Raw genomic sequence first — 24233 nt, 5'->3', positions numbered from 1 at the left:
TTTGTTATTTATTGAGAGAGTTAAATGGCAAAAGTTGATGTCGCAGACCAAGTGCTAGAATTCTATTCAGAATCAATACCGCAACATGTTGGTATTATTATGGATGGAAATGGTCGTTGGGCACAGCAAAAAGGAATGCCAAGAGTTTACGGCCATAAAAAGGGCGTAGATGCGGTAAGAGAGGCGGTTAAGTTTTCTCGTAAAGTCGGTATTAAATCGCTAACCTTATTTGCATTTTCTAGTGAGAACTGGAAACGTCCAGAAGAAGAAGTTTCAGGTTTAATGGAATTGTTTATGTTGGTATTAACTCGCGAAGTTAAAACCTTGCATAAAAATAACGTACGGTTAAAAATAGTGGGTGATTTAGATGGCTTTAGTAAATCTATCCAAGATAAAGTAGCATCTGCTCATCAATTAACTCAAGATAACACGGGTTTAATCCTTAATGTGGCAGCCAATTATGGTGGCCGTTGGGATATTGTACAAGCAACAAAAGTACTAGCAGAAAAAGTGAAATCAAATGAACTTAATTCTGCAGACATCACAGAAGACGTATTTGATAGTTTCACTTCGTTTTCAGACCAGCCCCCTTTAGATTTAATGATCAGAACGGGCGGGGAAATGAGAATTAGTAACTTTTTATTATGGCAAGCGGCTTATGCTGAATTGTATTTTACGCCGTTATTTTGGCCTGATTTTAAAGATATTGCGTTTGCACAGGCCATAGAATTTTTTGCAGGAACAGAAAGACGATTTGGTCTGACTGGTGAACAGGTAAAAAGTTAATTTTAATTTATTAGTAGGATTTAAGTTTGCTAAAACAACGAATTACCACAGCCATCGTATTGGGCATTATATTATTGGCAATACTGTTTTTTGTGCCAATCGACATATTTACTTGGTTAGCTTTGGCTATTTTCGGTTATGGCGCCTTTGAGTGGAGCAAATTAGCTGAAATAAAAAGTAAAACCAATCAACTTATATACTCAATTGGGTTAGTTGTTATTGGCAGTTTAATTTACATTTATTACTTAGATTCAACGTTATGGTCCATAACTGGGCAGATCACTGAACAAAATTATAACTTAATGTTTGCCGCTTGTATTTGGTGGGCAGTGAGTTCATTTTTAGTGTTTATTTATCCTAGGGGTAAACGGGTTTGGCAGCACCATTTAGTGGTTAAATCGCTGTTTGGTTATTTAACCTTAATACCAGCTTGGTTAGCATTAGTTACCTTACGTGATTGGCAACATGCTATTAACTTTAATGCGGGCGCTTGGTTAGCATTATTTGTGTTTGGTATTGTTTGGGCGGCAGACGTAGGAGCTTACTTCTCTGGTAAACGATTTGGTTCGCATAAATTAATGCCAAACGTGAGCCCGGGTAAAACCATAGAAGGCTTTATGGGCGGTATTATCGCTGTAGTTATTTTAACCTTAGCCGTGTTATGGAACGAAAGTGTTTCATTTGAAAATTGGCCAGCCATGATAATATGCTGTGCTGTTATCGGCGTTATTTCGGCCTTTGGCGATTTAAGTGAGAGTATGCTCAAACGTGATGCCGGTATTAAAGACAGTGGTAACATCTTCCCTGGTCACGGCGGTTTATTAGATAGAATAGATTCATTAACTGCAGCAATGCCCGTGTTTTTAGTCTTTTTTACCCACTACTACAATTAGTAGTTTTTAGTATATGCAAACTATCACAATATTAGGTGCTACGGGCTCTATTGGTCTATCAACTTTGGATGTGATTAAAAGACATCCAGAGAAATTTGATCTTTATGCTATAACGGGTAATACCAATGTATCTGGCATGGTTAAATTATGCCAACAGTACCAACCCCAAATTGCAGTTATGGCGGATGAGCAAAGTGCTCAAACGCTACAACATGAATTAAAGTCTCTTGGTTCAAATGTTAATGTATTAGCTGGAACCGATGGATTATTGCAAGTTTGTTCAGACCCCAAAGTCACCACGGTAATGGCCGCAATAGTAGGCGCCGCCGGATTACAACCTACCTTAACTGCCGCCAAACATTCAAAACGCATCTTGTTAGCCAATAAAGAAGCTCTAGTCATGAGTGGTGAATTGTTCTTATCTGCGGTGGCTGAAAACAATGCCATTTTGTTACCAGTAGATAGCGAACATAATGCGATTTTTCAGGCAATGCCTTCAAGTGTGCAAAAAGGGGGGCGTTAAAAGAAGCGGGTGTTGAAAAAATATTATTAACGGGATCAGGTGGCCCATTTTTAACTAAATCATTAACTGAATTTGCTGATATTACGCCAGAAATGGCGGTTGCCCATCCCAATTGGAGCATGGGAGCGAAGATCTCTGTAGACTCAGCCACTATGATGAATAAAGGTTTGGAGTTCATTGAAGCAAAACTGCTGTTTAATGCCAGCTTTGAACAAATTGATGTTGTTATTCATCCGCAAAGTATTATTCATTCTATGGTGAGTTATTCTGACGGTTCAGTATTGGCCCAAATGGGACAACCTGACATGCGTATCCCTATTGCTCATACGTTGTCTTTCCCTGACCGAATAGCTTCAGGGGTAAAGCCTCTTGATTTCACTCAACTTGCTGATTTTAGTTTTTGTGCACCGGACTTATCTCGATTTCCTAATTTAGATTTAGCGTTACAAGCGTCTAAATTAGGCCAAGGTGCAACCACTGTTTTAAATGCAAGCAATGAAATAGCGGTTTCTCACTTTTTAAATCGTGAAATACCGTTTAATAAAATAGCGGCATTAAATGAATATTGTTTAGAACAGTTAGGCACGGTTAGCCCAACAACATTAGATGATATTTTAAATTTAGATCAACTAGCTAGAGAAGTCGCTACTGGCTTTATCGCTAATTTTAGAGGTTGAATTGACTGAATTTATTTGGAATCTGTTTAGTTTTATTGTCGCCCTAGGCATTTTGGTGTTTGTGCATGAATACGGACATTATTGGGTTGCTAAAAAAAATGGCGTTAAGGTATTAAAGTTTGCTGTTGGTTTTGGCAAACCCATCTATACCTGGAGAAGTAAATCAGGCACTGATTTTGTTATAGGACTCATTCCTCTTGGTGGTTACGTTCGTATGTTAGACGAACGTATCGATGAGGTGTTACCACAAGATAAATTTTCAGCATTTAATAATAAAAAAGTTTCACAACGTATTGCGGTGATTGCTGCCGGGCCTATGGCCAATTTTGTGTTTGCCATAATTGTATTATTTGCCATGTTTATGATGGGTGGGAAAGCCGTTAAACCAGTCGTTGGGGGAGTTGATCAATCCTCCATCGCTGCAGACTCTGGTATTGTAGCTGGCGATGTTATTTTATCTGTCAACAATCAACCAACACCCAGTTGGGAAAGTGCCAATTACGCGTTGATTGCACAAGTAGGTAAACCTAGTTTCAATTTGTTGGTTGAACGAGGAAATGCTGAAACCAACATAATCGTAAATAGTAACGGTTGGGAAATTGATGATGGTCAGGTATTAAAAGGCTTAGGGATCCAGCCATATCGTCCTAACCCGCTTCTTACCATTGCCTTGATAGTTGATGGTTCTCCTGCTCAAATTGGTGGTTTGTTAGTAAGTGATAAATTATTAACAATCAATGGTATAATTTTAAAAACATGGCAGCAAACGACGGAAATAATTGCCGCTAACGCAGACAAGAAACTCAACGTTGAAGTTGAGAGAAACGGACAAAAAATAACTTTAGCAATAACACCAAAAAATAGACCAACAAAAGACGGCTTTAGCCAAGGCTATTTAGGTGTTGCACCGGATGTAGAGAAATGGCCAAAAGGCTATGTATTTGACGTTCAATATGGTATTTTTCCTGCCTTGCAAAAATCAGTTGAACAGACTTGGTCGTTTATTAGCCTAAGTTTTCAAATGGTTGGTAAATTAATTACTGGAGATATTGGGTTAAACAACTTAAGTGGCCCAATTTCAATCGCTCAAGGAGCAGGCCATAGCGCCGAGAGTGGTTTAGTTAATTTTCTAAAGTTTCTTGCACTTATTAGTATTAATCTAGGAGTAGTCAATCTTTTACCTCTTCCGGTTCTAGATGGTGGCCACTTAATGTATTATTTTATTGAACTAATTCGTGGAAAGCCTGTCTCTGAGAGGGTGCAAGAAATGGGCTTCAGAATCGGAGCATTTATATTAATGATGATAATGGGTATTGCCATTATCAATGATTTTGGTCGGTTATAAACATTGTTAATTTGATCAGTTGTAGTCAGTGGTATTGGAATTTATAAAATAATGAAACACATCGTAGTTAGTATTGTCCTTTTTTCTTTGAGTTGGTTTACTTCGGCAAATAGTCAAAATTTTAAAGTTCAAGATATTCAAATAACTGGTTTGCAGCGTGTTGCCTTAGGTGCAGCATTAACAAACGTCCCTTTCTCTGTTGGTGATCAAGTTTCAGAATTTGTCGTCGCACAGTCAATTAAATCTCTATTTAAGTCTGGCTATTTTGCTGATGTAAAAGCCTATCGTGATGGCGATGTGGTTATTTACTTAGTCACTGAACGTCCAACCATTAGTGAGATTGAGTTTGACGGTAATAGCGATATTAAAGATGAACAACTTCAAACCAGTTTGGACGACAGTAATATTCGAATCGGCGAAGCGCTTGATAAAACCGTTATCACAAATATTGAAACGGGTTTAACCGACTTCTATCACAGTGTTGGTAAATACAATGCGACAGTTGAAGCAAAAATTACCTACCTTCCAAGAAACCGTGTACGTCTTAACTTCAATTTTGAAGAAGGTGATGCGGCTAAAATCAAACAAATTAACATCGTTGGTAATAAAGTATTTACCGACGAAGAGTTACTAGGAAAAATTGAATCTAAATTTAATTTAGATTGGTGGCAGTTCACATCAAATGACCGTTACCAAAAACAAGCCCTACAAGGTGATATTGAAATCATTCGTGATTATTACTTAGCAAAAGGTTATTTGAAGTTTGATATTGAATCGACACAAGTGTCAGTTGATCCTAATAAAGAAGCGGTTTATATCACATTTAACGTTGTAGAAGATGAACCATACACAGTCACAGGTTTTGAATTTATTGGTGACTTGTTAGGACAGGAAGAGTTTTTAACTAAAATAGTTCCAATCAGGGTTAATGAGTTATACAACGGTGAAGTGATCACATATACAGAAGAAATGATCACCCGATATTTAGCTCGATTTGGTTATGCAAACGCAAAAGTAGAAACTATTCCAGACTTAAATGAAGAAACAAACGAGGTTGCGTTAACTATTTCTGTTGACCCAGGCAAACGTGTTTATGTAAACCGTATTACGTTTGAAGGTAACTTTGGCACATCAGATGAAGTATTAAGACGTGAAATGCGCCAGTTTGAAGGTGCAACTTTATCCAATGACTTGTTAGAAGCATCTAAGAGTTACATCCAACGTTTAAAATACATTGAAACTGTAGATTTTAAAGTAAATGACATTCCGGGTGTTGATGATGCCGTTAATGTTGTGTTTACCATTAAAGAACAATCTTCAGGTTCATTCCAAGCGGGCGTTTCTTATGGCGATTATACTGGATTAGCCTTTAATGCGGCGGTACAACAAGATAACTTCTTAGGTACGGGTAACCAAATTGGTATTTCTGTTAATACTTGGAAAGCTCAGCAAACCGTTTCTTTGAACTATACCGATAATTACTTCACTGATGATGGTGTGAGTTTAGGTGGTCAAATATCGTTTAGTAATTACGACGCATCTAAAGTAAACCTTGTATCTTATTCACAGAAGAAAGTGGTAGTGGGTCCAACGTTGAGCTGGCCTATTATGGAAAACAACCGTATTAATGTAGGTTTGTATTATAACAATTTAGAATTGTCACAATTACAGCCTTATGACCAAATCCAAACGTTCTCTAGCTCGTTCATCGATCCGAATAATCCAGATGCTAAATTTAAATTTGAGAATCTAGAGGCAAGCTTAGGTTGGAGTCGTTCAACTCTAAACCGTGGTGTTTTCCCATCAGGTGGTTCTAGCCAATATTTAGGACTAAAAGCTGCAATACCTGGCTCTGATGTTCAATATTTTAAAGCTAACTTTGATTCGAAGTTTTACTTCCCGCTTACACAAAGTCATAAATGGGTATTCTTAACTCGTTTAGAAATGAACTACGGTAATGGTTACGGAACCTTAGATGGGAACGATCAAACTCTGCCTTTCTGGGAGAACATGCAACAACGTTCAACCGATTTACGTGGATTTGAAAGTAATACTATCGGTCCTAAAGGTATCATTAGAACAAAACGCGTAGTTTCTGGTGGGCCAGACGGCTTTGGTGGAACAAGTCAGGTTGTGCTTGGCGACGAGTTTGATACTATATCGACAACGTATCGCGCAACGGGTGGTAATGCATCGTTTTTCGGCGGTTTAGAATTAATTACACCAACACCGTTTTTAAGTGATGAATTTTCTAACTCAGTCAGAACGTCATTCTTCGTCGATGCAGGTAATGTATGGGATACAGAGTTTGATTTGGATAATTATTCTAATTTATCTGCGACTGAACAAAGTAAATTAACTGATTTTTCAGACCCTGGTCGTTATAGATCGTCAGCGGGTATGTCAATACAATGGTTATCGCCAATGGGGCCAATGGTCTTCACATGGTCTAAACCTATAAAAGAATATGATGGCGATGAACACGAATTTTTCAGCTTTAACATTGGAACTACTTTTTAATTAAAGGTTTCACAAAATTTATGGAGTATAAAATGACAACAACAAAAAAAACCTTATTAGGATTAGTAGCAGGCATATTCTTTTCTGCATCAGTATTTGCTGAAACAATGGCCGTGGTTAATATGCAATTAGTGGCAAGTAAAATTCCACAAACTGCTGCAATGCAACAAGCATTAACTCAAGAATTTTCTGCAGCGACAGAAGAAATTCAAAAGTTAGAAAGCGACATTAAATTTAATATGGAAAAATTCCAACGTGAATCAATGACGATGAGCGAGGAGCAAAAAGACGCTTTACGTACTCAAGTTGAAGAATTACAAAAGAAATACCAATCTTTAGCTCAACCATTAGAACAAGACATTCGTCGTCGTCAAACGGAAGAGCGTAATAAGATTTTTGCATTAATCCAACAAGCTATCTCAGCCGTTGCTGCTGAAGAAAAGTTAGACGTTGTATTAAACGCACAAAGCTTAGCGTTTGCTAAGCCAGAATTAGATATCTCAGAAAAAGTAGCTGCGAAAGTTAGCAAATTAAATTAATCTAATTTTATAGCAAATATAAAAGCCCACTATGTACATAGTGGGTTTTTTCATTTATGGCACATAGTTAAACACTCATGAATATAAAACGGGTGTCGCGCTTTCAGGGAGCATTTATGTCATTTCAATTACAACAGTTAGCTAAGTTAATCACAGAACGTTCGGGTTTAGATGTTAAAGTCGTCGGCGACGGTGCTCTTTCAATAGAAAAAATTTCAACCATTGATAAAGCCAATAGTAATCACATCACCTTTCTAGCCAACGCTAAATATAAAAAGCATTTAGTAGATTGCTCTGCCGGTGCAGTCATACTGGCTGAGTCAGAGCTTGATGCTTGGCAAGGCGCCGCATTAGTGATGTCAAACCCCTATGTAGGTTTTGCTTTAGTGGCACAAATTTTAGATGACACCCCACAACAGTCTATGAATATTCATCCTAGTGCGGTAGTTTCTGAATCGGCAAAAATAGCGGAAAATTGCTCAATAGCAGCCAATGCAGTGATAGAAGCTGATGCGATTATTGAACAAGGTGTACAGATCGGAGCAGGTTGTTTTGTTGGGCAAGGTACAATAGTCAAAGAGAACTCTAGAGTTTGGCCAAATACGACGATATATCACGGTGTTGATATTGGTAAAAACTGTATTATTCATGCTAATAGTGTTATTGGCGCTGATGGTTTTGGTTATGCGCCGCAATCTATAGATGGCGACCAACACTGGATCAAAATTCCTCAGTTAGGCGGTGTAACCATTGGTGATAACACCGAAATTGGTTCGTCAACCACGATTGACCGTGGCGCTATTGATAATACAGTCATAGGTCAGGGCGTCATCATAGATAACCAAATCCAAATTGGTCATAACGTTGTTATTGGGGATTATACGGCTATTGCCGCTGGTACTATGATAGCGGGCAGTACAAAAATAGGACGCAATGTAACCATAGGTGGTGTTTGTGCCATCAGTGGGCATTTAACTATTGTTGATAAAACATTTATTACCGGTAGAAGTTTTATCATGAAAGATATCAAAGAAGCGGGTATTTATTCTTCAGGAATGCCGGCGACAACAAATAAAGAGTGGCGTAACAATACGGCTCGATACAGGAAATTAACAGAGTTATTTGACCGAGTTAAGAAATTAGAAAATAAGTAATGTGATCGGAATTAAGTCTGATTCACATATAAAAGGAGATTGCTTTGTCTGAGCAACTAAATTCGTTTGAAGTTGAAAAAATCATGTCTTATTTACCACATAGATACCCTATGTTGTTAATAGACCGAGTATTGGATTACAAAGTTGGAGAGTCGTTACACGCAATTAAAAATGTAACTATTAATGAACCAATATTTACTGGCCATTTCCCAGGTAAACCAGTTTTCCCAGGCGTATTAATATTAGAAGCTATGGCACAAGCAACCGGTCTATTAGGCTTTAAAACTATTGAAGCTGAAAAAGGTCAAGTTGATCCTAATGAATTATATTTGTTTGCTGCTATCGATAATGCGCGCTTTAAACAGCCTGTGATTCCTGGCGATCAAATGCATTTCCACGTTAAATTTATCAAAGAACGCAGAGGCATTTGGAAGTTTAGTGGTGAAGCATTTGTTGATGGTAAGTTAGCCGCTTGCGCCGACATTATGTGTGCCCGTAGAGTATTATAAGAATATATACTAATAAATAAAATTAGCTAAATAGGTAAACTCAGAGTTTACCTATGCTGATTTTACGTTAGAATATAAGCAACTGGAAAATATTAAATTTTATCAGTGGTTTGATGAAAATAACTAACAGTTGAGAGTATAATTTGATCCACGAAACTGCGATTGTATCCCCGAGTGCCAAGCTAGGCAAAAACGTATATGTTGGCCCTTGGTCATTTATTGGTGATGATGTAGAGATAGGTGACGATACTATCATACATTCTCATGTTGTGGTTAAAGGCCCAACTATCATTGGCGCCAATAATATCATCTTTCAATTTTCCTCAGTTGGTGAAGACTGCCAAGATAAAAAATACAATGGTGAACCCACTCGTCTAGAGATTGGTGATAATAATATTATTCGTGAAAACGTCACTATTCACCGCGGCACTATTCAGGACCAAAGTTTAACTAAGATTGGCAGTAATAACCTGTTTATGGCTTATGTACATGTCGCCCATGATTGTGTTGTAGGCAATAATACTATATTTGCTAATAATGCCAGTATTGCAGGTCATGTGCATGTTGGTGATTGGGCTATTTTAGGTGGAATGGTGGGGGTTCATCAGTTCTGTCACATTGGTGCACATAGCTTTTGTGGTTTAAATTCTATGGTGGTAAAAGACGTTCCACCTTATGTATTAGCGTCAGGTCAAAGCGCGAAACCGCATGGCATTAATTCGGAAGGATTAAAACGCAGAGGTTTTTCAGCAGAAGATATTCTGGCTATTAAACGTGCATACAAAGAAGTGTACCGTAAAGGCAATTCAATTGATGAAGCGTTAGCCAATATTCCAGACTCTAGTGATGCAATTTCTGCATTTAAACAGTTTATCATCGACTCGCCACGTGGCATTGTTCGTTAACACTGCTCCTGTAGAATAACCTGTATTCTGACAGGTTATTCCAGTCAGTTAGTTTAGAGAATTAAATACATGTCTGATCTGTTATGAAAGAATTAAAAATAGGCATTATCGCCGGAGAACATTCGGGTGATATTTTAGGCGCTGACTTAATGTCGGCGCTTTCTGATCTTGCCAAGCAACAAAACGAACCAACAAAATTAATATTTAAAGGCGTCGCAGGCCCTAAAATGATGGCACTTGGTTGTGAAACCATGTTTGACATGGAAGAGCTTGCCGTTATGGGCATTGTTGAAATATTAAAACGTTTACCTAGGTTGTTAAAAAAACGTAAGCAGTTAGTACAAGATCTAATCGATTGGCAACCCGATATTGTAATAGGTATCGATGCGCCTGAATTTAATATCGGCTTGGAACTCGCGTTAAAACAACAAGGGATCCCAACGGTTCATTATGTCAGTCCGTCTGTATGGGCATGGCGGCAATCACGCATTCATAAAATTAAACAAGCCTGCGACAAAGTATTAGCTTTATTGCCATTTGAAAAACAGTTCTATGATGATCACAATATGCCTTGTGATTTTGTTGGTCACACCATGGCTGACCAAGTACCGTTAGATGACCAACAAGCAGAGTATCGACAAGGGCTAGGTTTATCACTTACAGATAAAGTACTCGGTGTTTTGCCCGGCAGTCGTGGATCTGAAATTAAACTATTATTACGTCCGTTTTTAGATGCAGCACGTGAGCTTCAACAACAAATTCCCGATCTTAAAATATTAGTACCAGCGGTAAACGAAAACAGAGCCGCGTTGATTGGTAATATCATTGATGAAGAATACTCAGATTTAGGTGTCACTTTATCCATAGCTAATGCAAGAGCGGTAATGGCGGCTTCTGATGCCGTGTTATTAGCATCAGGTACAGCAACCTTGGAAACCATGTTAATGAAAACACCTATGGTTGCAGGTTATAAAGTAGGTTGGTTAAGTTATCAGATATTTAGTCGTATGATAAAAACGCCATATTTCACTTTACCCAACCTATTAGCGCAGAAGATGATAGTGCCTGAGTTAATTCAACAAGACTTAACGACTGACAATATTGTTAAAGCTATCAAACCTATGCTGCTTGAACCGCAGGTTGAGTTAAAACAAACCTTTACTGACATACATAGTTCTATCAAACGAGATGCCAGTAAACGAGCCGCCGATGCTATTTGGAAGCTTATCGACCATAAACAAAAGGACGCTGTAAATCATGGATAAAACCTTTCCAGAATATATATACCCTGACTACAAACTGATTGCGGGTGTTGATGAAGTAGGTCGAGGTCCATTGGTTGGTGCTGTTGTAACTGCTGCTGTGATACTTGATCCAAATAATCCAATTAAAGGATTAACGGACTCAAAAAAACTAACTGAAAAAAAGCGTGAGTTACTCTCCATTGAAATTAAAGAAAAAGCATTAGCATGGTCTATCGCAAGAGCGGACGCTCACGAAGTGGATGAAATTAATATTTTACACGCTACTATGTTAGCTATGACCAGAGCAGTCGCTCATTTGTCTGTTCAGCCAGAGTTTGTGTTAATTGATGGCAACCGCTGCCCAGAACTACCGATGCCTTCAGAAGCGTTAGTGAAAGGTGATTTACGTGTGGCTGAAATCAGTGCCGCATCAATCTTAGCCAAAGTGTTTCGTGATAATGAAATGAAAGAGTTAGATTTAATTTACCCTGAGTTTGGTTTTGCTAAACACAAAGGGTATCCAACAAAATTACATTTCGAAATGCTTGCTAAATACGGCCCAACCCCGCAACATAGACAATCATTTAAACCAGTTAGAAAAGCGCTTGGTTTAGAATAATTATCGTCGCATGTCGGCGTTAGAATTATCTGAATAATAACAATATAAAGTCATTATCTTGTGACTCATAACCGTGATAATTATTAATAAATATGTCAAATACTACAGACCCTAAATTCATACATCTTCGCGTCCATTCTGATTATTCCATGATGGATGGTATGTCTAAGGTCAAAGCGATATTAGGTAAAGCGGCCGATTTAAAAATGCCAGCGTTGGCATTAACTGACCAAATGAACTTGTGTGGTTTGGTGAAGTTTTATCAAGGCGCCCATGGTTTAGGTATTAAACCTATTATTGGTGTAGATGTTTGGGTAAAGCGTCAAGATGATGAGCCACTTTTTAGACTCACGTTATTAGCCAAAAATAATGATGGTTATAAAAATATAACCGACCTTATCTCTAATGCTTATTTAAAAGGCTCAATTCGTGGCAAGGCGGTTATTGAAAAAGAGTGGTTAATCGAACATAAAGAAGGGATCATCATCTTATCCGGCGCAGATCAGGGTGATATTGCTTTTGGTTTAGCCAAAAACAATCCTAAATTACAGCAAGAGATCATTGAACCTTACCAGACCCATTTCCAAGACCATTTTTTTATTGAAATCAACCGTACAGGTCGTCCGGAAGAACGTATTTATAACGACCAAATTTTAGATTTTGCGGAGCAAACCGGTTTCCCAATTGTGGCGACAAATCATGTGGTCTTTATGTCACCTGATGATTTTGATGCACATGAGATCAGAGTTTGTATCCATCAAAAATATACCCTTGAAGATAAAAACCGCCCTAAAAATTATAGTCCTCAGCAGTACCTGAGATCTGAAGACGAAATGTGTGAGTTATTTGCTGATATTCCTTCTGCATTACAAAACACAGTAGAGATAGCTAAACGCTGTAACGTCACAGTGCAATTGGGGACGTATTTCTTACCGGCTTGTCCTACTGACGGCATGAGCGAAGCTGACTTCTTGATAAAAATATCCCGAGAAGGCTTAGAAGAGCGATTACAGTTTTTATTCCCCGATGAAGAAGAAAGAAAAAACAAACGTGGCGAATACGATGAACGTTTAGAAATTGAACTTGGCGTTATTAACCAAATGGGATTCCCTGGTTATTTCTTAATCGTTGCTGAGTTTATTCAATGGAGTAAAGACAACAACATTCCGGTTGGGCCTGGACGTGGTTCAGGTGCGGGCTCATTAGTGGCTTATGTATTAAAAATCACTGACTTAGATCCATTAGAGTTTGCACTATTATTTGAACGTTTCTTGAACCCAGAACGTGTTTCGATGCCGGATTTTGATATCGATTTCTGTATGGAGCGTCGAGAAGAAGTTATCGATCACGTTGCTGAATTATACGGTCGTGATGCCGTATCGCAAATTATTACTTTTGGTACCTTGGCTGCTAAAGCTGTGGTGCTTGGGGTTGGACGTGTATTAGGTCATCCATATGGTTTTGTAGATAGGATCTCAAAGCTGATCCCAACAGTACCAGGCACTGACTTAAAAAAAGCCTTTGAAGTAGAGCCACAGCTCACAGAGTTATATAACAGTGATGATGATGTTAAAGAACTTATCGACATGGCTCGTAAGTTAGAAGGGGTAACATCTAACGCGGGTAAACATGCCGGTGGTGTTGTAATCGCACCTACTAAAATCACTGATTTTGCGCCTTTGTACTGTGATGACGAAGGTAACAATCCGGTTACACAGTTTGATAAAAATGACGTGGAAACTGCTGGGTTAGTTAAATTCGACTTCTTGGGGTTACGTACCTTAACTATCTTGCAGTGGGCCATTGAAATGGCCGATGCAAAACTAGCTAAAGCAGGCAGAAAACCTATTGATATAGCATCAATAGATGTTGCTGATCCCGCTTGTTTTAAAATGTTAAAAAATGCAGAGACAACAGCAGTGTTCCAGCTAGAGTCTTCAGGTATGAAAAACCTAATTAAACGGTTACAGCCAGACAACTTTGAAGAGATCATCGCATTAGTTGCCTTGTTCCGACCTGGGCCGTTAGATTCTGGCATGGTAGATAACTTCATTCTACGTAAGAAAGGTGAAGAAGAAGTTGCTTACCCAGATCATGAATATCAACATGATTGCCTTAAAGAAGTACTAGAACCAACTTACGGCATTATTGTTTATCAAGAACAAGTAATGCAGATAGCACAGGAAATGTCAGGTTACTCCCTTGGTGGCGCAGATATGTTACGTCGTGCTATGGGTAAGAAAAAACCTGAAGAAATGGAAAAGCAACGTGCGACGTTTGCTGAAGGTGCAAAAAACAATAATATCGATCCTGAGCTTGCGACCAAAATATTTGATCTGGTAGAGAAATTTGCTGGATACGGGTTTAATAAGTCTCACTCTGCGGCATATGCCTTGGTGTCTTATCAAACTTTGTGGATGAAAACTCATTTCCCATCTGAGTTTATGGCGGCGGTTATGTCTGCGGATATGGATAATACCGATAAAATCGTGACCTTGGTTGATGAATGTGAACGCATGAAGTTGACGATTGAGCCACCAGACGTAAACTCAGGTTCGTACAAGTTTACGGTCAATGAACAAGAACATATTATTTACGGCATTGGTGCGATTAAAGGTGTAGGTGAAGCACCGGTTGAAGCTATATTAGAAGCTCGTGAGAAAGGTGGTAAGTTTAAGGATTTATTTGATTTTTGTGCTCGTGTCGATGTTAAAAAATTAAATAAACGAGTGATGGAAAAATTGGTGTTAGCCGGTGCCTTAGATCAAATTGGCCCAGCACCACACAAACAAGAACAACGTGCCATCATCATGGCCACACTGGAAGATGCGTTAAAAGCGGCCAATCAAGAAGCCAAAAATGCAGATTTGGGTCAATCGGATTTATTTGGATTGTTAGCGACGGATGATGAAGACGTTCAACAAAAATTTAAGCCCGCCACTTTATGGCCAGATAAAAAATGGTTAGAGGGTGAAAAGGAAACTTTAGGTTTGTTCTTAACAGGGCATCCAATTAATGAATATCGTAAAGAATTACGTCATTATACAAAAATAAAATTATCCGAAGTAACGCCAACTCGCCGAGATCAGTCTATAACTGTGGTTGGACTCGTGGTTGATGTTCGCGTTTTAGTTAATAAAAAGAACAGACAATGGGCATTAGTGAAAATAGATGATAAAAGTGGTCGTCTGGATTTACGCTTTTTCCCTGAACAGTACGATATGTACCAAGAACAGCTGCAAAATGGTAAAATAATCATCGTTTCTGGACAGGTCAGCTTTGATAATTTCAGTGACGGCAATACAATGACCGCTCGCGATGTTATGTCGTTAACACAGGCGAGAGAGAAATACGTTAATTGTATTAACCTGAATGTTAACAGTGTAGAAAAAGGTAATAAAATTCAGCAACAGTTGAAAAAGTTATTATTACCTTATAAAGATGGCACAACGCCAGTACAGATCAGTTATGAAAATGAACTGGCTAGCGCAAAGATTGAACTGGGAACCAGTTGGCGAGTTAACCCTGATGATCAATTATTTATTGATATCAAGGAAGCCTTGGAAATTGATCCTAAATTAGAATTCTAACGAGTTGTTATGTCAGTGATATGACAATTTGTATTAAATATTATCTTTAGACCGGTGGAAGTATGAGTCTTAATTATCTTGAATTTGAACAGCCAATTGCTGAATTAGAAGCAAAAATCAATGAGCTGATGAATGTTAACCGTGGTGGTGAACTTGATTTAGGTTTGGAAGATGAAATTTCAAACTTAAAGAAAAAAAATCACGAACTAACCAAAAAAATCTTTGGTGACTTAGGGGCTTGGCAAGTAGCACAAATTGCTCGTCATCCTTTACGCCCATATACCAAAGATTATATCGAACGTATATTTACTGAGTTTGACGAATTAGCAGGGGATAGAACCTACGCTAATGACTTAGCGATTGTTGGTGGTATTGCTCGTTTGGATGATGAACCTGTAATGATCATTGGCCAACAAAAAGGTCGTGATACAGCAGAAAAAATCAAACGTAACTTTGGTATGCCAAAACCAGAAGGTTATCGTAAAGCCTTACGATTAATGGAAATGGCAGAACGTTTTAATATGCCAATCATTACGTTTATTGATACTCCGGGGGCATACCCAGGTATAGGCGCTGAAGAACGTGGCCAAAGTGAAGCTATCGCTCGTAACTTAAAAGTAATGGCGGGATTGAAAGTACCTGTCGTTTGTACTGTTATTGGTGAAGGTGGTTCTGGTGGTGCATTAGCCATTGGTGTTGGTGACCGTGTAAACATGTTGCAATACAGTACTTACTCAGTAATTTCACCAGAAGGTTGTGCGTCAATCTTATGGAAAAGTGCAGAGAAAGCGCCTGTCGCTGCAGAAGCTATGGGTATCACAGCACAAAAAATTAAAGAATTAGGTTTAGTGGACAACTTAGTTGAAGAACCACTAGGTGGTGCGCACAGAGATATGGAGCTGATGGCTGCTAATCTTAAGCAACGTCTTAAACAAGACTTAGCCGATTTAAAAACAATGTCGAAAGAAGAATTGTTAGATAAACGTTATGAACGTTTAATGGGTTACGGTTATTTATAAACCGGTAAGCTCTTTTTTATAAAGTAGCCTTAAAAACAAATCTTTGCGATAATTGTAAACATTGATTAAAGCCATCATTTAGATGGCTTTTTTTACAACTGTACGTTAACTAGAAATATAAATAATGAATTTAGATTGGACTCATTTACATAACTTTATAAAACAACAAGAACTTGAAAAAAGTAACTTGGTTGTTGGTTTAAGTGGTGGTGTTGACTCTATTACTTTGTTGGATTTGTTTATTCAGTTAAGACAGAACACCTCTATTAACTTCACTGCGGTTCATGTTAATCATGGCTTAAATTCAAATGCCATGCTGTGGCAACAACAAATGCACAAGCTTTGTGAACAACATGACGTGGGGCTTGTCGTCGAGCAAGTGAACATCGAATCAAAATCAAGAACCTCATTAGAATCACAAGCCAGAGATGCTAGGTATCAAGCCATTGCTGAGTGTTCACAACCTAATTCGGTCTTGTTTACTGGGCATCACCAGTCCGATCAAATGGAAACCTTTTTGTTACGTCTAATGCGTGGTTCCGGTTTAGCTGGGTTAACCTCAATGCGTAAAATAAGTCCATATCCGCATCCATTAGGACAAGAAAAACAAGTTAGGTTAGCCAGACCACTGTTAAATGTGAGCAAACAGACTATCTTAGATTATGCTCAGACGAATAAGCTAACTTGGGTCAATGATGACTCAAATGAAGATGATAGATTTGACCGTAACTTCGTTAGGTTATCTGTTTTACCACAGTTATTTAAACGCTGGTCTGTCGCTGGAAAATCAATTAATACGGCCACAGAGTTATTACAACAGGACTTTGATTTACTTAATGAATATGTGGAGCAGGATTACCTAAGGTGTTTGGAAGTAGGTTTTAACCAACACCCTGTTTTGAATATTGATAAGCTTGCCTGTTTATCTGCATCAAAACAAAAAGCCGTGATACGCATGTTTGTTTACCGACAATTAAATCGTTATCCAGCACTGGCGACGTTAAATGAGTTAATGGTGCAGATCCGTCAATTAAATACCGATTCAAATATTAAGTTGAAAGTGGCGGATAATTATTTAAGAACACACAAACATCATTTGTATTTGGTCAGCGACATTATAAAAGAACCAAGAGACTTAAGTACGATTGAATTAATGGTGAGTCCAGGTCAATGGTACGTATTGCCAGAAAATACTCTATATCAAGAGCTCAAAGTGGAAATAGAGTTTGACCAAACACTTGTGATCAAATGGGCACGATTCAGTGAAATGTTTCAACCCAATAGAAACTCAGGGCATAAAAAGTTAAACAAATACTTAAAAGAAGTTGGCTGTCCAACATGGTGGCGAGCTCATGTCCCCCTGATTTATATAAACAATCAATTAATAGCAGTAGCCGGTGTTGGTGTCTCAGCGCAGTTTACGCATTCGATTCATATTGAATTAAGGTAATGGCGCTGTTTCGTTTATGCTACTGCAAACCTACAGGTTTGTTATTTAAGGTGGTTATCATCATCTTTTTACTCGCAGCTCGAATCTCGCAGCTCGTAACTCGTCGCTTTTGTTGTTTCGCCTCTCGGCGAGAGTCCCATGCAATATGAAGAATTAAATTAACCCCGTGTCTACTTTTACGAGGTCACATCAGAGATTTTCCTTACAGCTTAAAACTTATAGCTTACAGCTGCTCTTAAACCCATAAATCTCCCCCATCTCCTTCTCCGTTAAAGACTCTACCGTCTTTATATTATTCACCGGAATTGATTCGGGATCTGGGTATTTTGATAATACTTTTTCCATGCTGTCTTCTCTAATGAGGTGCAGTATTGGGTAAGGGGCTGTGTTAGTTAGGTTCTCAGCGTCGTCCGCTTCTGTGCCGTCAAACTGGTAGTTAGGGTGGAAGCTGGCGAGTTGAAATGTGCCGCGGTAGCCCATTTGATCTATTAACATATCAGCCACGTCTAACATGTGTAAATAATCGGAGAAGTCGGTTAAAAATTGTGGGATGACGATGACTGTGGTGTCTGTTTGTTCTGCAGGTGTATTGGTCAAAAAATCAAGCTCTGTGAGTAATTCGTTTGTTAAGTCATTGTTGTTATCAGCTTGTGAGATGACTAACTTTATTTGATTGTTGGCTCGTGGTTTTTTGGCAAACGGGCACAGATTTAAACCAATAACGGCCTTATCTAACCATTGCCATACTTGAGATTCTATTACTGAGATATCGGTCATGAAAATATGTGCCTTGTTTACGTCAATTTATAATGATTAATCGTTAAAGCTGAAATTGTTTCGTTAAAATTTGTTTGGTAAAACTGGTTCTTAAATAAAAACCTTTAGGCGGTGCTTGGATAGGTTGACCTTGTTGATTAAAGGCTTGAGTACGCACTGAACTGTCAGCGGCTTTGGGTCTTAACTGTAACGCTTCACCGTGTAATGCGGAGATTTTGTCGTGATGCCCAAAAGTAATAAGCTCCATTAACTCTTCCCAGTCATTTTTTAAAAGCGATTCATGTTGAGCATCCATTTGCCATAAAAATGGCGTGGCTATTTGCCTAAGAGGAACTGGAATATCGCGCTCTGCAATAATGGGAACCCATAATACATGACGTAATTTTTTATAAATGGAAGACTCTCGCCAGGTGATAGGTGAAGATTGCGTTAATGGCGCAACGGATACAAAAGTGGTTTCCAGTGGTTTACCGTCGCGGTTAATGGGTAAGGTTTTTAACTCAACCCCCAGTAATTGAAAGTCAGGTTCGGGTAAGTTTCCTGCACTTGCACCTAAATAGGCTTCCAATAATTGTCCTGGCCAACCTTTTTCTACTTGTAAGTTTTCTGGAACCACAACGTTTAACTCTCCTGCTAAGTCGCCCAACGTTAATCCTGCGATTAAGTCAATACGGTGCTGAAGTTCTTCGATGGTTGCCGGAGGTGGAGAAAAGTTCATTAATTAGCCAGTATTCCGATTATTATGCCCGTTAGGATTATCTTATTAACTTTAACGTGATACCAGCTAAATTTTGGTTTGCTCTAGTCGCCGCTTTGTGGAAGAATCAAAGGATATAAAAAAGTATAATAAACAGGTGAAACTGTGATTGATGCCGAAGGGTTTCGTCCCAACGTTGGCATCGTGATTTGCAACCATAAAGGTCAAGTGTTTTGGGCTCGTAGATACGGCCAACATTCTTGGCAATACCCTCAAGGTGGGATTGATGAAGGTGAAACACCTGAACAAACCATGTACCGAGAGTTAGAAGAAGAAGTAGGGTTAAAGCCGGATGATGTTGAGATTCTGGCAGTCAGTAAAAACTGGTTGAGATACAGGTTACCTAAACGACTTATTCGTCGGGAAAGTATGCCGGTATGTATTGGCCAAAAACAGAAATGGTTTTTACTGCGCCTTCGTTGCAAAGAATCCGATGTAGATTTATTAAAAACCTCCCATCCTGAATTTGATGATTGGAGATGGGTAAGTTATTGGTATCCAATTAGAAATGTAGTTTCGTTTAAACGGGATGTATATCGCAGAGCAATGAAAGAATTTGCTAGTATTGTGATGCCTTTTGTTAAATCAAACGCGGGTAAAGGTGATTTTGGTGGTCATAAACCAGTAAGTCACAGGCATAAACGCCGTGGCAATAAATCAACTTATAATAGGAATAATCAAAATAAACAACGTGGATAGTTTTCGACTTGTTTTCACTAACAGCGTAAAAGTCCTTGGGATTGTTGATAACAAATTATGTTAAATGATCTAAGAAGTATTACTCATTCATTTGTACAGGAGCCATCTTTAGAGGTGGCTCTTGCATCTCTAGTAACCGACATTAAGCGTGTGTTAAATTCAGAATGTTGTTCTGTATATTTAGCCGAATCTGAACAAAGCATTTTAAGGTTACAAGCCACCGACGGATTAAACCCGGATGCAATTGGTGTTACCACCATGAGTTTTGACGAGGGATTAACGGGCTGGGTTGCGCAACGTGAAGAGCCTATCAAGATCCACAATGCCAAGCGTCACCCAAGATTTAAAAACTTTCCGGATGTACAAGAAGATAACTTTACCGCTTTTTTAGGTGTGCCAATCATCCATAGACGTCAAGTCTTAGGTGTTATCACAATACAACAATCCCAAGCCCGATTTTTTGATCAAGAAGAAGAAGCTTTTTTAGTGACGCTCAGCGCGCAATTGGCATCGTCAATTGCCAATGTCAGTGTACGCATGAAGTCTTCATCTCCATATATAGAACATGAAAATAACGCGTTAGTATTAAAAGGGGTATCCGGTTCAACAGGGGTTGGCATTGGTTATTCTTATTTAGTACAAACAGAAATTGATTTATCAGACGTTTCTTTACGCAAAGTGCCGAGCGCTGACATTGAGAAAACTCGTTATTTTGAAGCCGTAGAAGCAACCCGAACTGACATTAAACTTATGTCGGAACGCATGTCGACACACTTACCTCCGCAAGCGCTTGCTATTTTTGATATGTATTTGCAATTGTTGGAAGCTGCAAGTTTAGGCAACGAAATAGTAGCTAAAATTAATGAAAGCTGGTGTGCGGTTTCAGCCCTTAAAATAGTGGTTGAACGTTACATTTCTGAATTTGAAAAAATGGAAGACCCTTATATAAGGGAACGTGCCGTTGATGTAAAAGATTTAGGCCGGAGATTACTTAAACATTTAACCAATGCTTCATCGCAACATAAAACGATTCCTAAAGCCGCAATTATCATTGCCGAAGAAGTGACCGCTTCTATGCTGGCTGAAATACCAAGAGATCAGATCAAAGGTATTGTTTCAATCAAAGGGGCTGAGAACTCTCACGCCGCCATTATGGCAAGAGCATTAGGCATTCCAGCCGTGATGGGTTTGCGCGATGTACCTTTATTACAACTTGATGGTGTTGATATTATTGTTGATGGTTACAACGGCCAAGTTTTCATTTCGCCCGTTGAAGCCATAGTAGAAGAATATAAGAATTTAGAGTCGGAAGATTTAGAGTTTGCTAATCAATTAAAAGTTGAAGCCGACGAAGTTGTTCAAACCGCAGACGGCAAGCGTATTTCCTTGTATATAAACTCAGGAATGGGTTTTGACGGTGAATTTGCAGAACAAGAACACATTGAAGGTATTGGATTATATCGTACTGAATATACCTTTATGATGCGCCAGCGTTTTCCATCGGAACAAGAGCAACAATTGGTTTATCAACAAGTGCTTGGTGACTTTTCAGAAAAACCAGTGGTAATGCGCACCTTAGATGTTGGTGGTGATAAACAATTACCTTATTTTCCAATAATCGAAGATAACCCATTTTTGGGGTGGCGTGGAATTCGCCTAACCCTTGATCATCCGGAAATATTTCTAGTACAAATACGGGCAATGATAAAAGCCAATGTATTTACTGACAATTTGCATATCATGTTACCAATGATCTCTGATATTGGTGAAGTTGACGAAGCAAGACGGTTATTTAATCAAGCTTATTTTGAAGTTCAAGATGAGCTGCAAGAAGCTGATGCCGGGGCGATTGTACCTAAACCTAAGTTTGGTGTGATGTTAGAAGTACCTTCTATGCTGTTTCAATTAAAACAGCTGAAAGGCAAAGTTGATTTTTGTTCAATTGGTACCAACGATTTAACACAATATTTATTGGCGGTTGATAGGAATAATGACAAGGTTGCAAACCTTTACGATGCCTACCATCCAACGGTGCTTAATGCGATTAAGATGATAGCTGATGTAACCAATGAAATTGGTATACCTTGCAGTGTATGTGGTGAGTTAGCTGGTGATCCAGGTGGTGCTATGTTACTTGCAGGGATGGGGTTTACTCAACTTAGCATGAATACGAAAAACTTATTAAGAGTGAAATGGGTATTGAAAAAATCAAACTCAGAAGACTTGAAAGAGCTAGCGGATGATATTTTAAATTGCACTCGACCAGATCAAGTGAAGTTCAGAGTGAACCGATACATTCTTAATATTGGTGCTGCAGGTATATTACGAGCAGGTAAATAAAAGAAGTTTTAATCAACCGTCATTATGTTTAACCCTAATTATCGGTTAGTTATATCAATATAGGCAGTACAGTCATTTGTTAGAAATATTATACATCGCCCCTATTTTAGGAATACTGGCAGGATTTTTATCTGGCTTGTTAGGCATAGGAGGAGGGATCGTATTAGTACCTGCCTTGTTATATTTGTTACCGCTACTACCACAAGTCACATCAGATAATATTGCTATTATTGCGGTGGCAACATCCTTATTAACCATAGTGGTGACTGCATTTTCGTCTGCCAGAAGCCATTATAAAAGAGGGAATGTTCATAAAAATATTACCTTACCCATTGCTATCACTGTGGCATTGAGTTCTGTTATAGCACCTTATATTGCAATATGGATGGGCAGTTCATTATTAACCTCTGTGTTTGCCATATTACTGTTTGTATTAGCCATTCAAATTGCCACGGGCAGTAAAACAAATCCTGAAAGCGACAATATCCCGTCTACTAACGTTTTGGCGTTTGGTGGGTTGTTCACTGGCTTTTTAGCTGCAATTGCTGGGTTAGGTGGTGGAGCGATTTTAGTACCGTATTTAACGGTTGTCGGGGTCAATATCCGCAAATCAATTGGCGCTGCTGCAGCATGTGGAATGATTGTAGCCATGTTTGGCTCAATTGGGTATTTCATCAGTGGTTATGGTTGGACAGACAGCAGTGAGTTTGTTGGATATGTTCATTGGCCAACGGCACTGATGATCATGTTATTTTCTTATTTTACAGCGCCTTTAGGTGTTAAAGTCGGGCAAAAGTTAAATCAAGCACAGTTAAAGAAAGTATTTGCTGTGTTTATGATGTTAGTTGCAACTAAATTGTTGTTCGACCAACTAACGTAATCAGTTTGTTCGTAGTTTAAACATAACACCGTCAACAAGTTGATGGTGTAATTTATATAAAGTTGAGGTTATATCCGTGTTATCAGATCCTATAATTTTTCCTGCAATCGACCCAATTATTGTGTCGTTAGGGCCCGTTGCTATTCGTTGGTATGGCTTAATGTATTTAGTGGGATTAGGTTTTGCGTATTGGTTAGCCATGCGAGAAGTGAAAGCCAAACGTTCGCCATTTAACGAACAACAAGTTAGCGACTTAATCTTTTATGGGTTTATGGGGGCGGTACTTGGTGGTCGACTTGGCTACGTGTTCTTTTATCAATTTGATTTATTCCTCAAAGATCCCTTGTATTTATTCCAAATCCAACAAGGTGGTATGTCATTCCACGGTGGTTTATTAGGTGTCATATTTGTTTTAATACTGTTTGCCAGAAAAACCAAACTTACCTTATTTCAAATTGGTGACTTTGTTGCCCCGCTTGTACCAATTGGTTTAGGAGCAGGGCGATTTGGCAATTTCTTAAATGGTGAGTTATGGGGCAGAACCACAGATGTTCCTTGGGGAATTGTATTCCCTGGTGCTGGGCCATTGCCACGTCATCCGTCACAGTTATATGAGTTTGTTTTAGAAGGCATCGTTTTATTTATTATCATCTTTTGGTATACCCGTTCTAAGCGCGCAGTAGGTTCTGCTGGTGGGTTATTCTTATTAGGATACGGCTGTTTCCGCTTTATTGTTGAGTACTTCCGTCAGCCAGATGATCATTTAGGATTATTAACCTTAGGTATGTCGATGGGACAATGGCTGTCATTGCCTATGGTATTTGCTGGAGCAATCATAATGGCGTTAGCGTTTAAATTGGATATAAACAAAAAAGTCAAATAACAAAAGCAGCTGAACCACAAGGACACGAAGAAGAGCAGGTGAATTGATAAGCAGGATACAGTTACTTTTCTGAGTTAAAGTTTGGTGGATCTAAAGCACTTGAACCACAAATAATGCTAAGAAG

At 38.7% G+C, this 24233-nt stretch carries 19 protein-coding genes and 1 pseudogene; 18 read left to right on the top strand and 2 right to left on the bottom strand.

Annotation, left to right across the window (positions count from 1 at the left end):
• Window positions 1-24 precede the first annotated feature (24 nt).
• From uppS to tilS, 14 genes and pseudogenes are all read left to right on the top strand, one after another.
• Window positions 25-786 carry a polyprenyl diphosphate synthase gene (gene uppS / locus RT723_RS08225; protein WP_216054175.1) on the top strand — a complete coding sequence of 254 codons (762 nt, stop codon included), beginning with the start codon at window positions 25-27 and terminating at the stop codon, window positions 784-786.
• A gap of 26 nt (window positions 787-812) precedes the next feature.
• A complete protein-coding gene (locus tag RT723_RS08220; RefSeq protein WP_315946624.1) occupies window positions 813-1679 on the top strand; it encodes a phosphatidate cytidylyltransferase in 867 nt (288 codons plus the stop codon).
• A gap of 13 nt (window positions 1680-1692) precedes the next feature.
• Window positions 1693-2879 (top strand): annotated as a pseudogene (ispC, locus tag RT723_RS08215) (1-deoxy-D-xylulose-5-phosphate reductoisomerase).
• Between the two features lies 1 nt (window position 2880).
• Window positions 2881-4224, top strand: a complete 1344-nt coding sequence (gene rseP, locus RT723_RS08210) for a sigma E protease regulator RseP (RefSeq protein WP_315946623.1) — start codon at window positions 2881-2883, stop codon at window positions 4222-4224.
• Between the two features lie 51 nt (window positions 4225-4275).
• Complete coding sequence (gene bamA, locus RT723_RS08205) at window positions 4276-6744, top strand: outer membrane protein assembly factor BamA (protein ID WP_216054171.1); 2469 nt, start codon at window positions 4276-4278, stop codon at window positions 6742-6744.
• Window positions 6745-6776: 32 nt separating this feature from the next.
• Window positions 6777-7283, top strand: a complete 507-nt coding sequence (locus RT723_RS08200; protein ID WP_216054170.1) for an OmpH/Skp family outer membrane protein — start codon at window positions 6777-6779, stop codon at window positions 7281-7283.
• 116 nt (window positions 7284-7399) lie between these two features.
• Entirely contained in the window at window positions 7400-8437 is a 1038-nt protein-coding gene (gene lpxD / locus RT723_RS08195) for a UDP-3-O-(3-hydroxymyristoyl)glucosamine N-acyltransferase (RefSeq protein WP_315946622.1), read from the top strand.
• A gap of 44 nt (window positions 8438-8481) precedes the next feature.
• On the top strand, window positions 8482-8946 hold the full coding sequence (gene fabZ / locus RT723_RS08190) for a 3-hydroxyacyl-ACP dehydratase FabZ (RefSeq protein ID WP_216054168.1): 465 nt from the start codon (window positions 8482-8484) through the stop codon (window positions 8944-8946).
• A gap of 143 nt (window positions 8947-9089) precedes the next feature.
• The gene (lpxA, locus tag RT723_RS08185; RefSeq protein ID WP_216054167.1) at window positions 9090-9851 is read left to right on the top strand and encodes an acyl-ACP--UDP-N-acetylglucosamine O-acyltransferase; all 762 of its coding nucleotides are present in this window, start codon (window positions 9090-9092) and stop codon (window positions 9849-9851) included.
• An 83-nt stretch (window positions 9852-9934) separates the two neighbouring features.
• Window positions 9935-11116, top strand: coding sequence for a lipid-A-disaccharide synthase (lpxB, locus tag RT723_RS08180; RefSeq protein WP_315946621.1), 1182 nt, complete (start codon window positions 9935-9937; stop codon window positions 11114-11116).
• Window positions 11109-11714 carry a ribonuclease HII gene (gene rnhB / locus RT723_RS08175; RefSeq protein ID WP_315946620.1) on the top strand — a complete coding sequence of 202 codons (606 nt, stop codon included), beginning with the start codon at window positions 11109-11111 and terminating at the stop codon, window positions 11712-11714. The genes lpxB and rnhB overlap by 8 nt, the downstream gene beginning before the upstream one ends.
• A gap of 92 nt (window positions 11715-11806) precedes the next feature.
• On the top strand, window positions 11807-15304 hold the full coding sequence (gene dnaE, locus RT723_RS08170; RefSeq protein ID WP_315946619.1) for a DNA polymerase III subunit alpha: 3498 nt from the start codon (window positions 11807-11809) through the stop codon (window positions 15302-15304).
• 62 nt (window positions 15305-15366) lie between these two features.
• A complete protein-coding gene (gene accA, locus RT723_RS08165) occupies window positions 15367-16323 on the top strand; it encodes an acetyl-CoA carboxylase carboxyl transferase subunit alpha (protein ID WP_216054163.1) in 957 nt (318 codons plus the stop codon).
• A 124-nt stretch (window positions 16324-16447) separates the two neighbouring features.
• Complete coding sequence (gene tilS / locus RT723_RS08160; RefSeq protein WP_315946618.1) at window positions 16448-17773, top strand: tRNA lysidine(34) synthetase TilS; 1326 nt, start codon at window positions 16448-16450, stop codon at window positions 17771-17773.
• Between the two features lie 216 nt (window positions 17774-17989).
• On the opposite strand, the gene RT723_RS08155 is transcribed toward tilS, so the two are convergent.
• Together RT723_RS08155 and mutH are read right to left on the bottom strand one after the other, a co-directional pair.
• Window positions 17990-18550 (bottom strand): DUF1415 domain-containing protein, encoded by a 561-nt coding sequence (locus RT723_RS08155; RefSeq protein WP_315946617.1) that lies wholly within the window; start codon window positions 18548-18550, stop codon window positions 17990-17992.
• A 43-nt stretch (window positions 18551-18593) separates the two neighbouring features.
• On the bottom strand, window positions 18594-19268 hold the full coding sequence (gene mutH / locus RT723_RS08150) for a DNA mismatch repair endonuclease MutH (RefSeq protein WP_315946616.1): 675 nt from the start codon (window positions 19266-19268) through the stop codon (window positions 18594-18596).
• A 144-nt stretch (window positions 19269-19412) separates the two neighbouring features.
• On the opposite strand from mutH, the gene rppH reads away from it, so the two are divergent.
• From rppH to lgt, 4 genes are all read left to right on the top strand, one after another.
• A complete protein-coding gene (rppH, locus tag RT723_RS08145; protein ID WP_216054159.1) occupies window positions 19413-20006 on the top strand; it encodes an RNA pyrophosphohydrolase in 594 nt (197 codons plus the stop codon).
• 57 nt (window positions 20007-20063) lie between these two features.
• Window positions 20064-22346: a phosphoenolpyruvate--protein phosphotransferase gene (gene ptsP / locus RT723_RS08140; RefSeq protein ID WP_315946615.1), complete on the top strand. Its 2283-nt coding sequence runs from the start codon at window positions 20064-20066 to the stop codon at window positions 22344-22346.
• Between the two features lie 76 nt (window positions 22347-22422).
• On the top strand, window positions 22423-23226 hold the full coding sequence (locus RT723_RS08135; protein WP_315946614.1) for a sulfite exporter TauE/SafE family protein: 804 nt from the start codon (window positions 22423-22425) through the stop codon (window positions 23224-23226).
• Window positions 23227-23302: 76 nt separating this feature from the next.
• Window positions 23303-24109: a prolipoprotein diacylglyceryl transferase gene (gene lgt / locus RT723_RS08130; RefSeq protein WP_428983630.1), complete on the top strand. Its 807-nt coding sequence runs from the start codon at window positions 23303-23305 to the stop codon at window positions 24107-24109.
• The last annotated feature ends 124 nt before the right edge of the window (window positions 24110-24233 follow it).

This window comes from Psychrosphaera aquimarina (assembly GCF_032461525.1).
Classification (GTDB): domain Bacteria; phylum Pseudomonadota; class Gammaproteobacteria; order Enterobacterales; family Alteromonadaceae; genus Psychrosphaera; species Psychrosphaera aquimarina.
This window is presented reverse-complemented; position numbering and strand designations above follow the sequence as displayed.

Excerpts from the sequence above, each read along its gene's own strand:
- uppS (WP_216054175.1), top strand. The coding sequence starts at position 25 with ATGGCAAAAGTTGATGTCGCAGACCAAGTGCTAGAATTCTATTCAGAA.
- bamA (WP_216054171.1), top strand. The coding sequence starts at position 4,276 with ATGAAACACATCGTAGTTAGTATTGTCCTTTTTTCTTTGAGTTGGTTT.
- RT723_RS08200 (WP_216054170.1), top strand. The coding sequence starts at position 6,777 with ATGACAACAACAAAAAAAACCTTATTAGGATTAGTAGCAGGCATATTC.
- lpxD (WP_315946622.1), top strand. The coding sequence starts at position 7,400 with ATGTCATTTCAATTACAACAGTTAGCTAAGTTAATCACAGAACGTTCG.
- lpxB (WP_315946621.1), top strand. The coding sequence starts at position 9,935 with ATGAAAGAATTAAAAATAGGCATTATCGCCGGAGAACATTCGGGTGAT.
- rnhB (WP_315946620.1), top strand. The coding sequence starts at position 11,109 with ATGGATAAAACCTTTCCAGAATATATATACCCTGACTACAAACTGATT.
- dnaE (WP_315946619.1), top strand. The coding sequence starts at position 11,807 with ATGTCAAATACTACAGACCCTAAATTCATACATCTTCGCGTCCATTCT.
- accA (WP_216054163.1), top strand. The coding sequence starts at position 15,367 with ATGAGTCTTAATTATCTTGAATTTGAACAGCCAATTGCTGAATTAGAA.
- tilS (WP_315946618.1), top strand. The coding sequence starts at position 16,448 with ATGAATTTAGATTGGACTCATTTACATAACTTTATAAAACAACAAGAA.
- RT723_RS08155 (WP_315946617.1), bottom strand. The coding sequence starts at position 18,550 with ATGACCGATATCTCAGTAATAGAATCTCAAGTATGGCAATGGTTAGAT.
- mutH (WP_315946616.1), bottom strand. The coding sequence starts at position 19,268 with ATGAACTTTTCTCCACCTCCGGCAACCATCGAAGAACTTCAGCACCGT.
- ptsP (WP_315946615.1), top strand. The coding sequence starts at position 20,064 with ATGTTAAATGATCTAAGAAGTATTACTCATTCATTTGTACAGGAGCCA.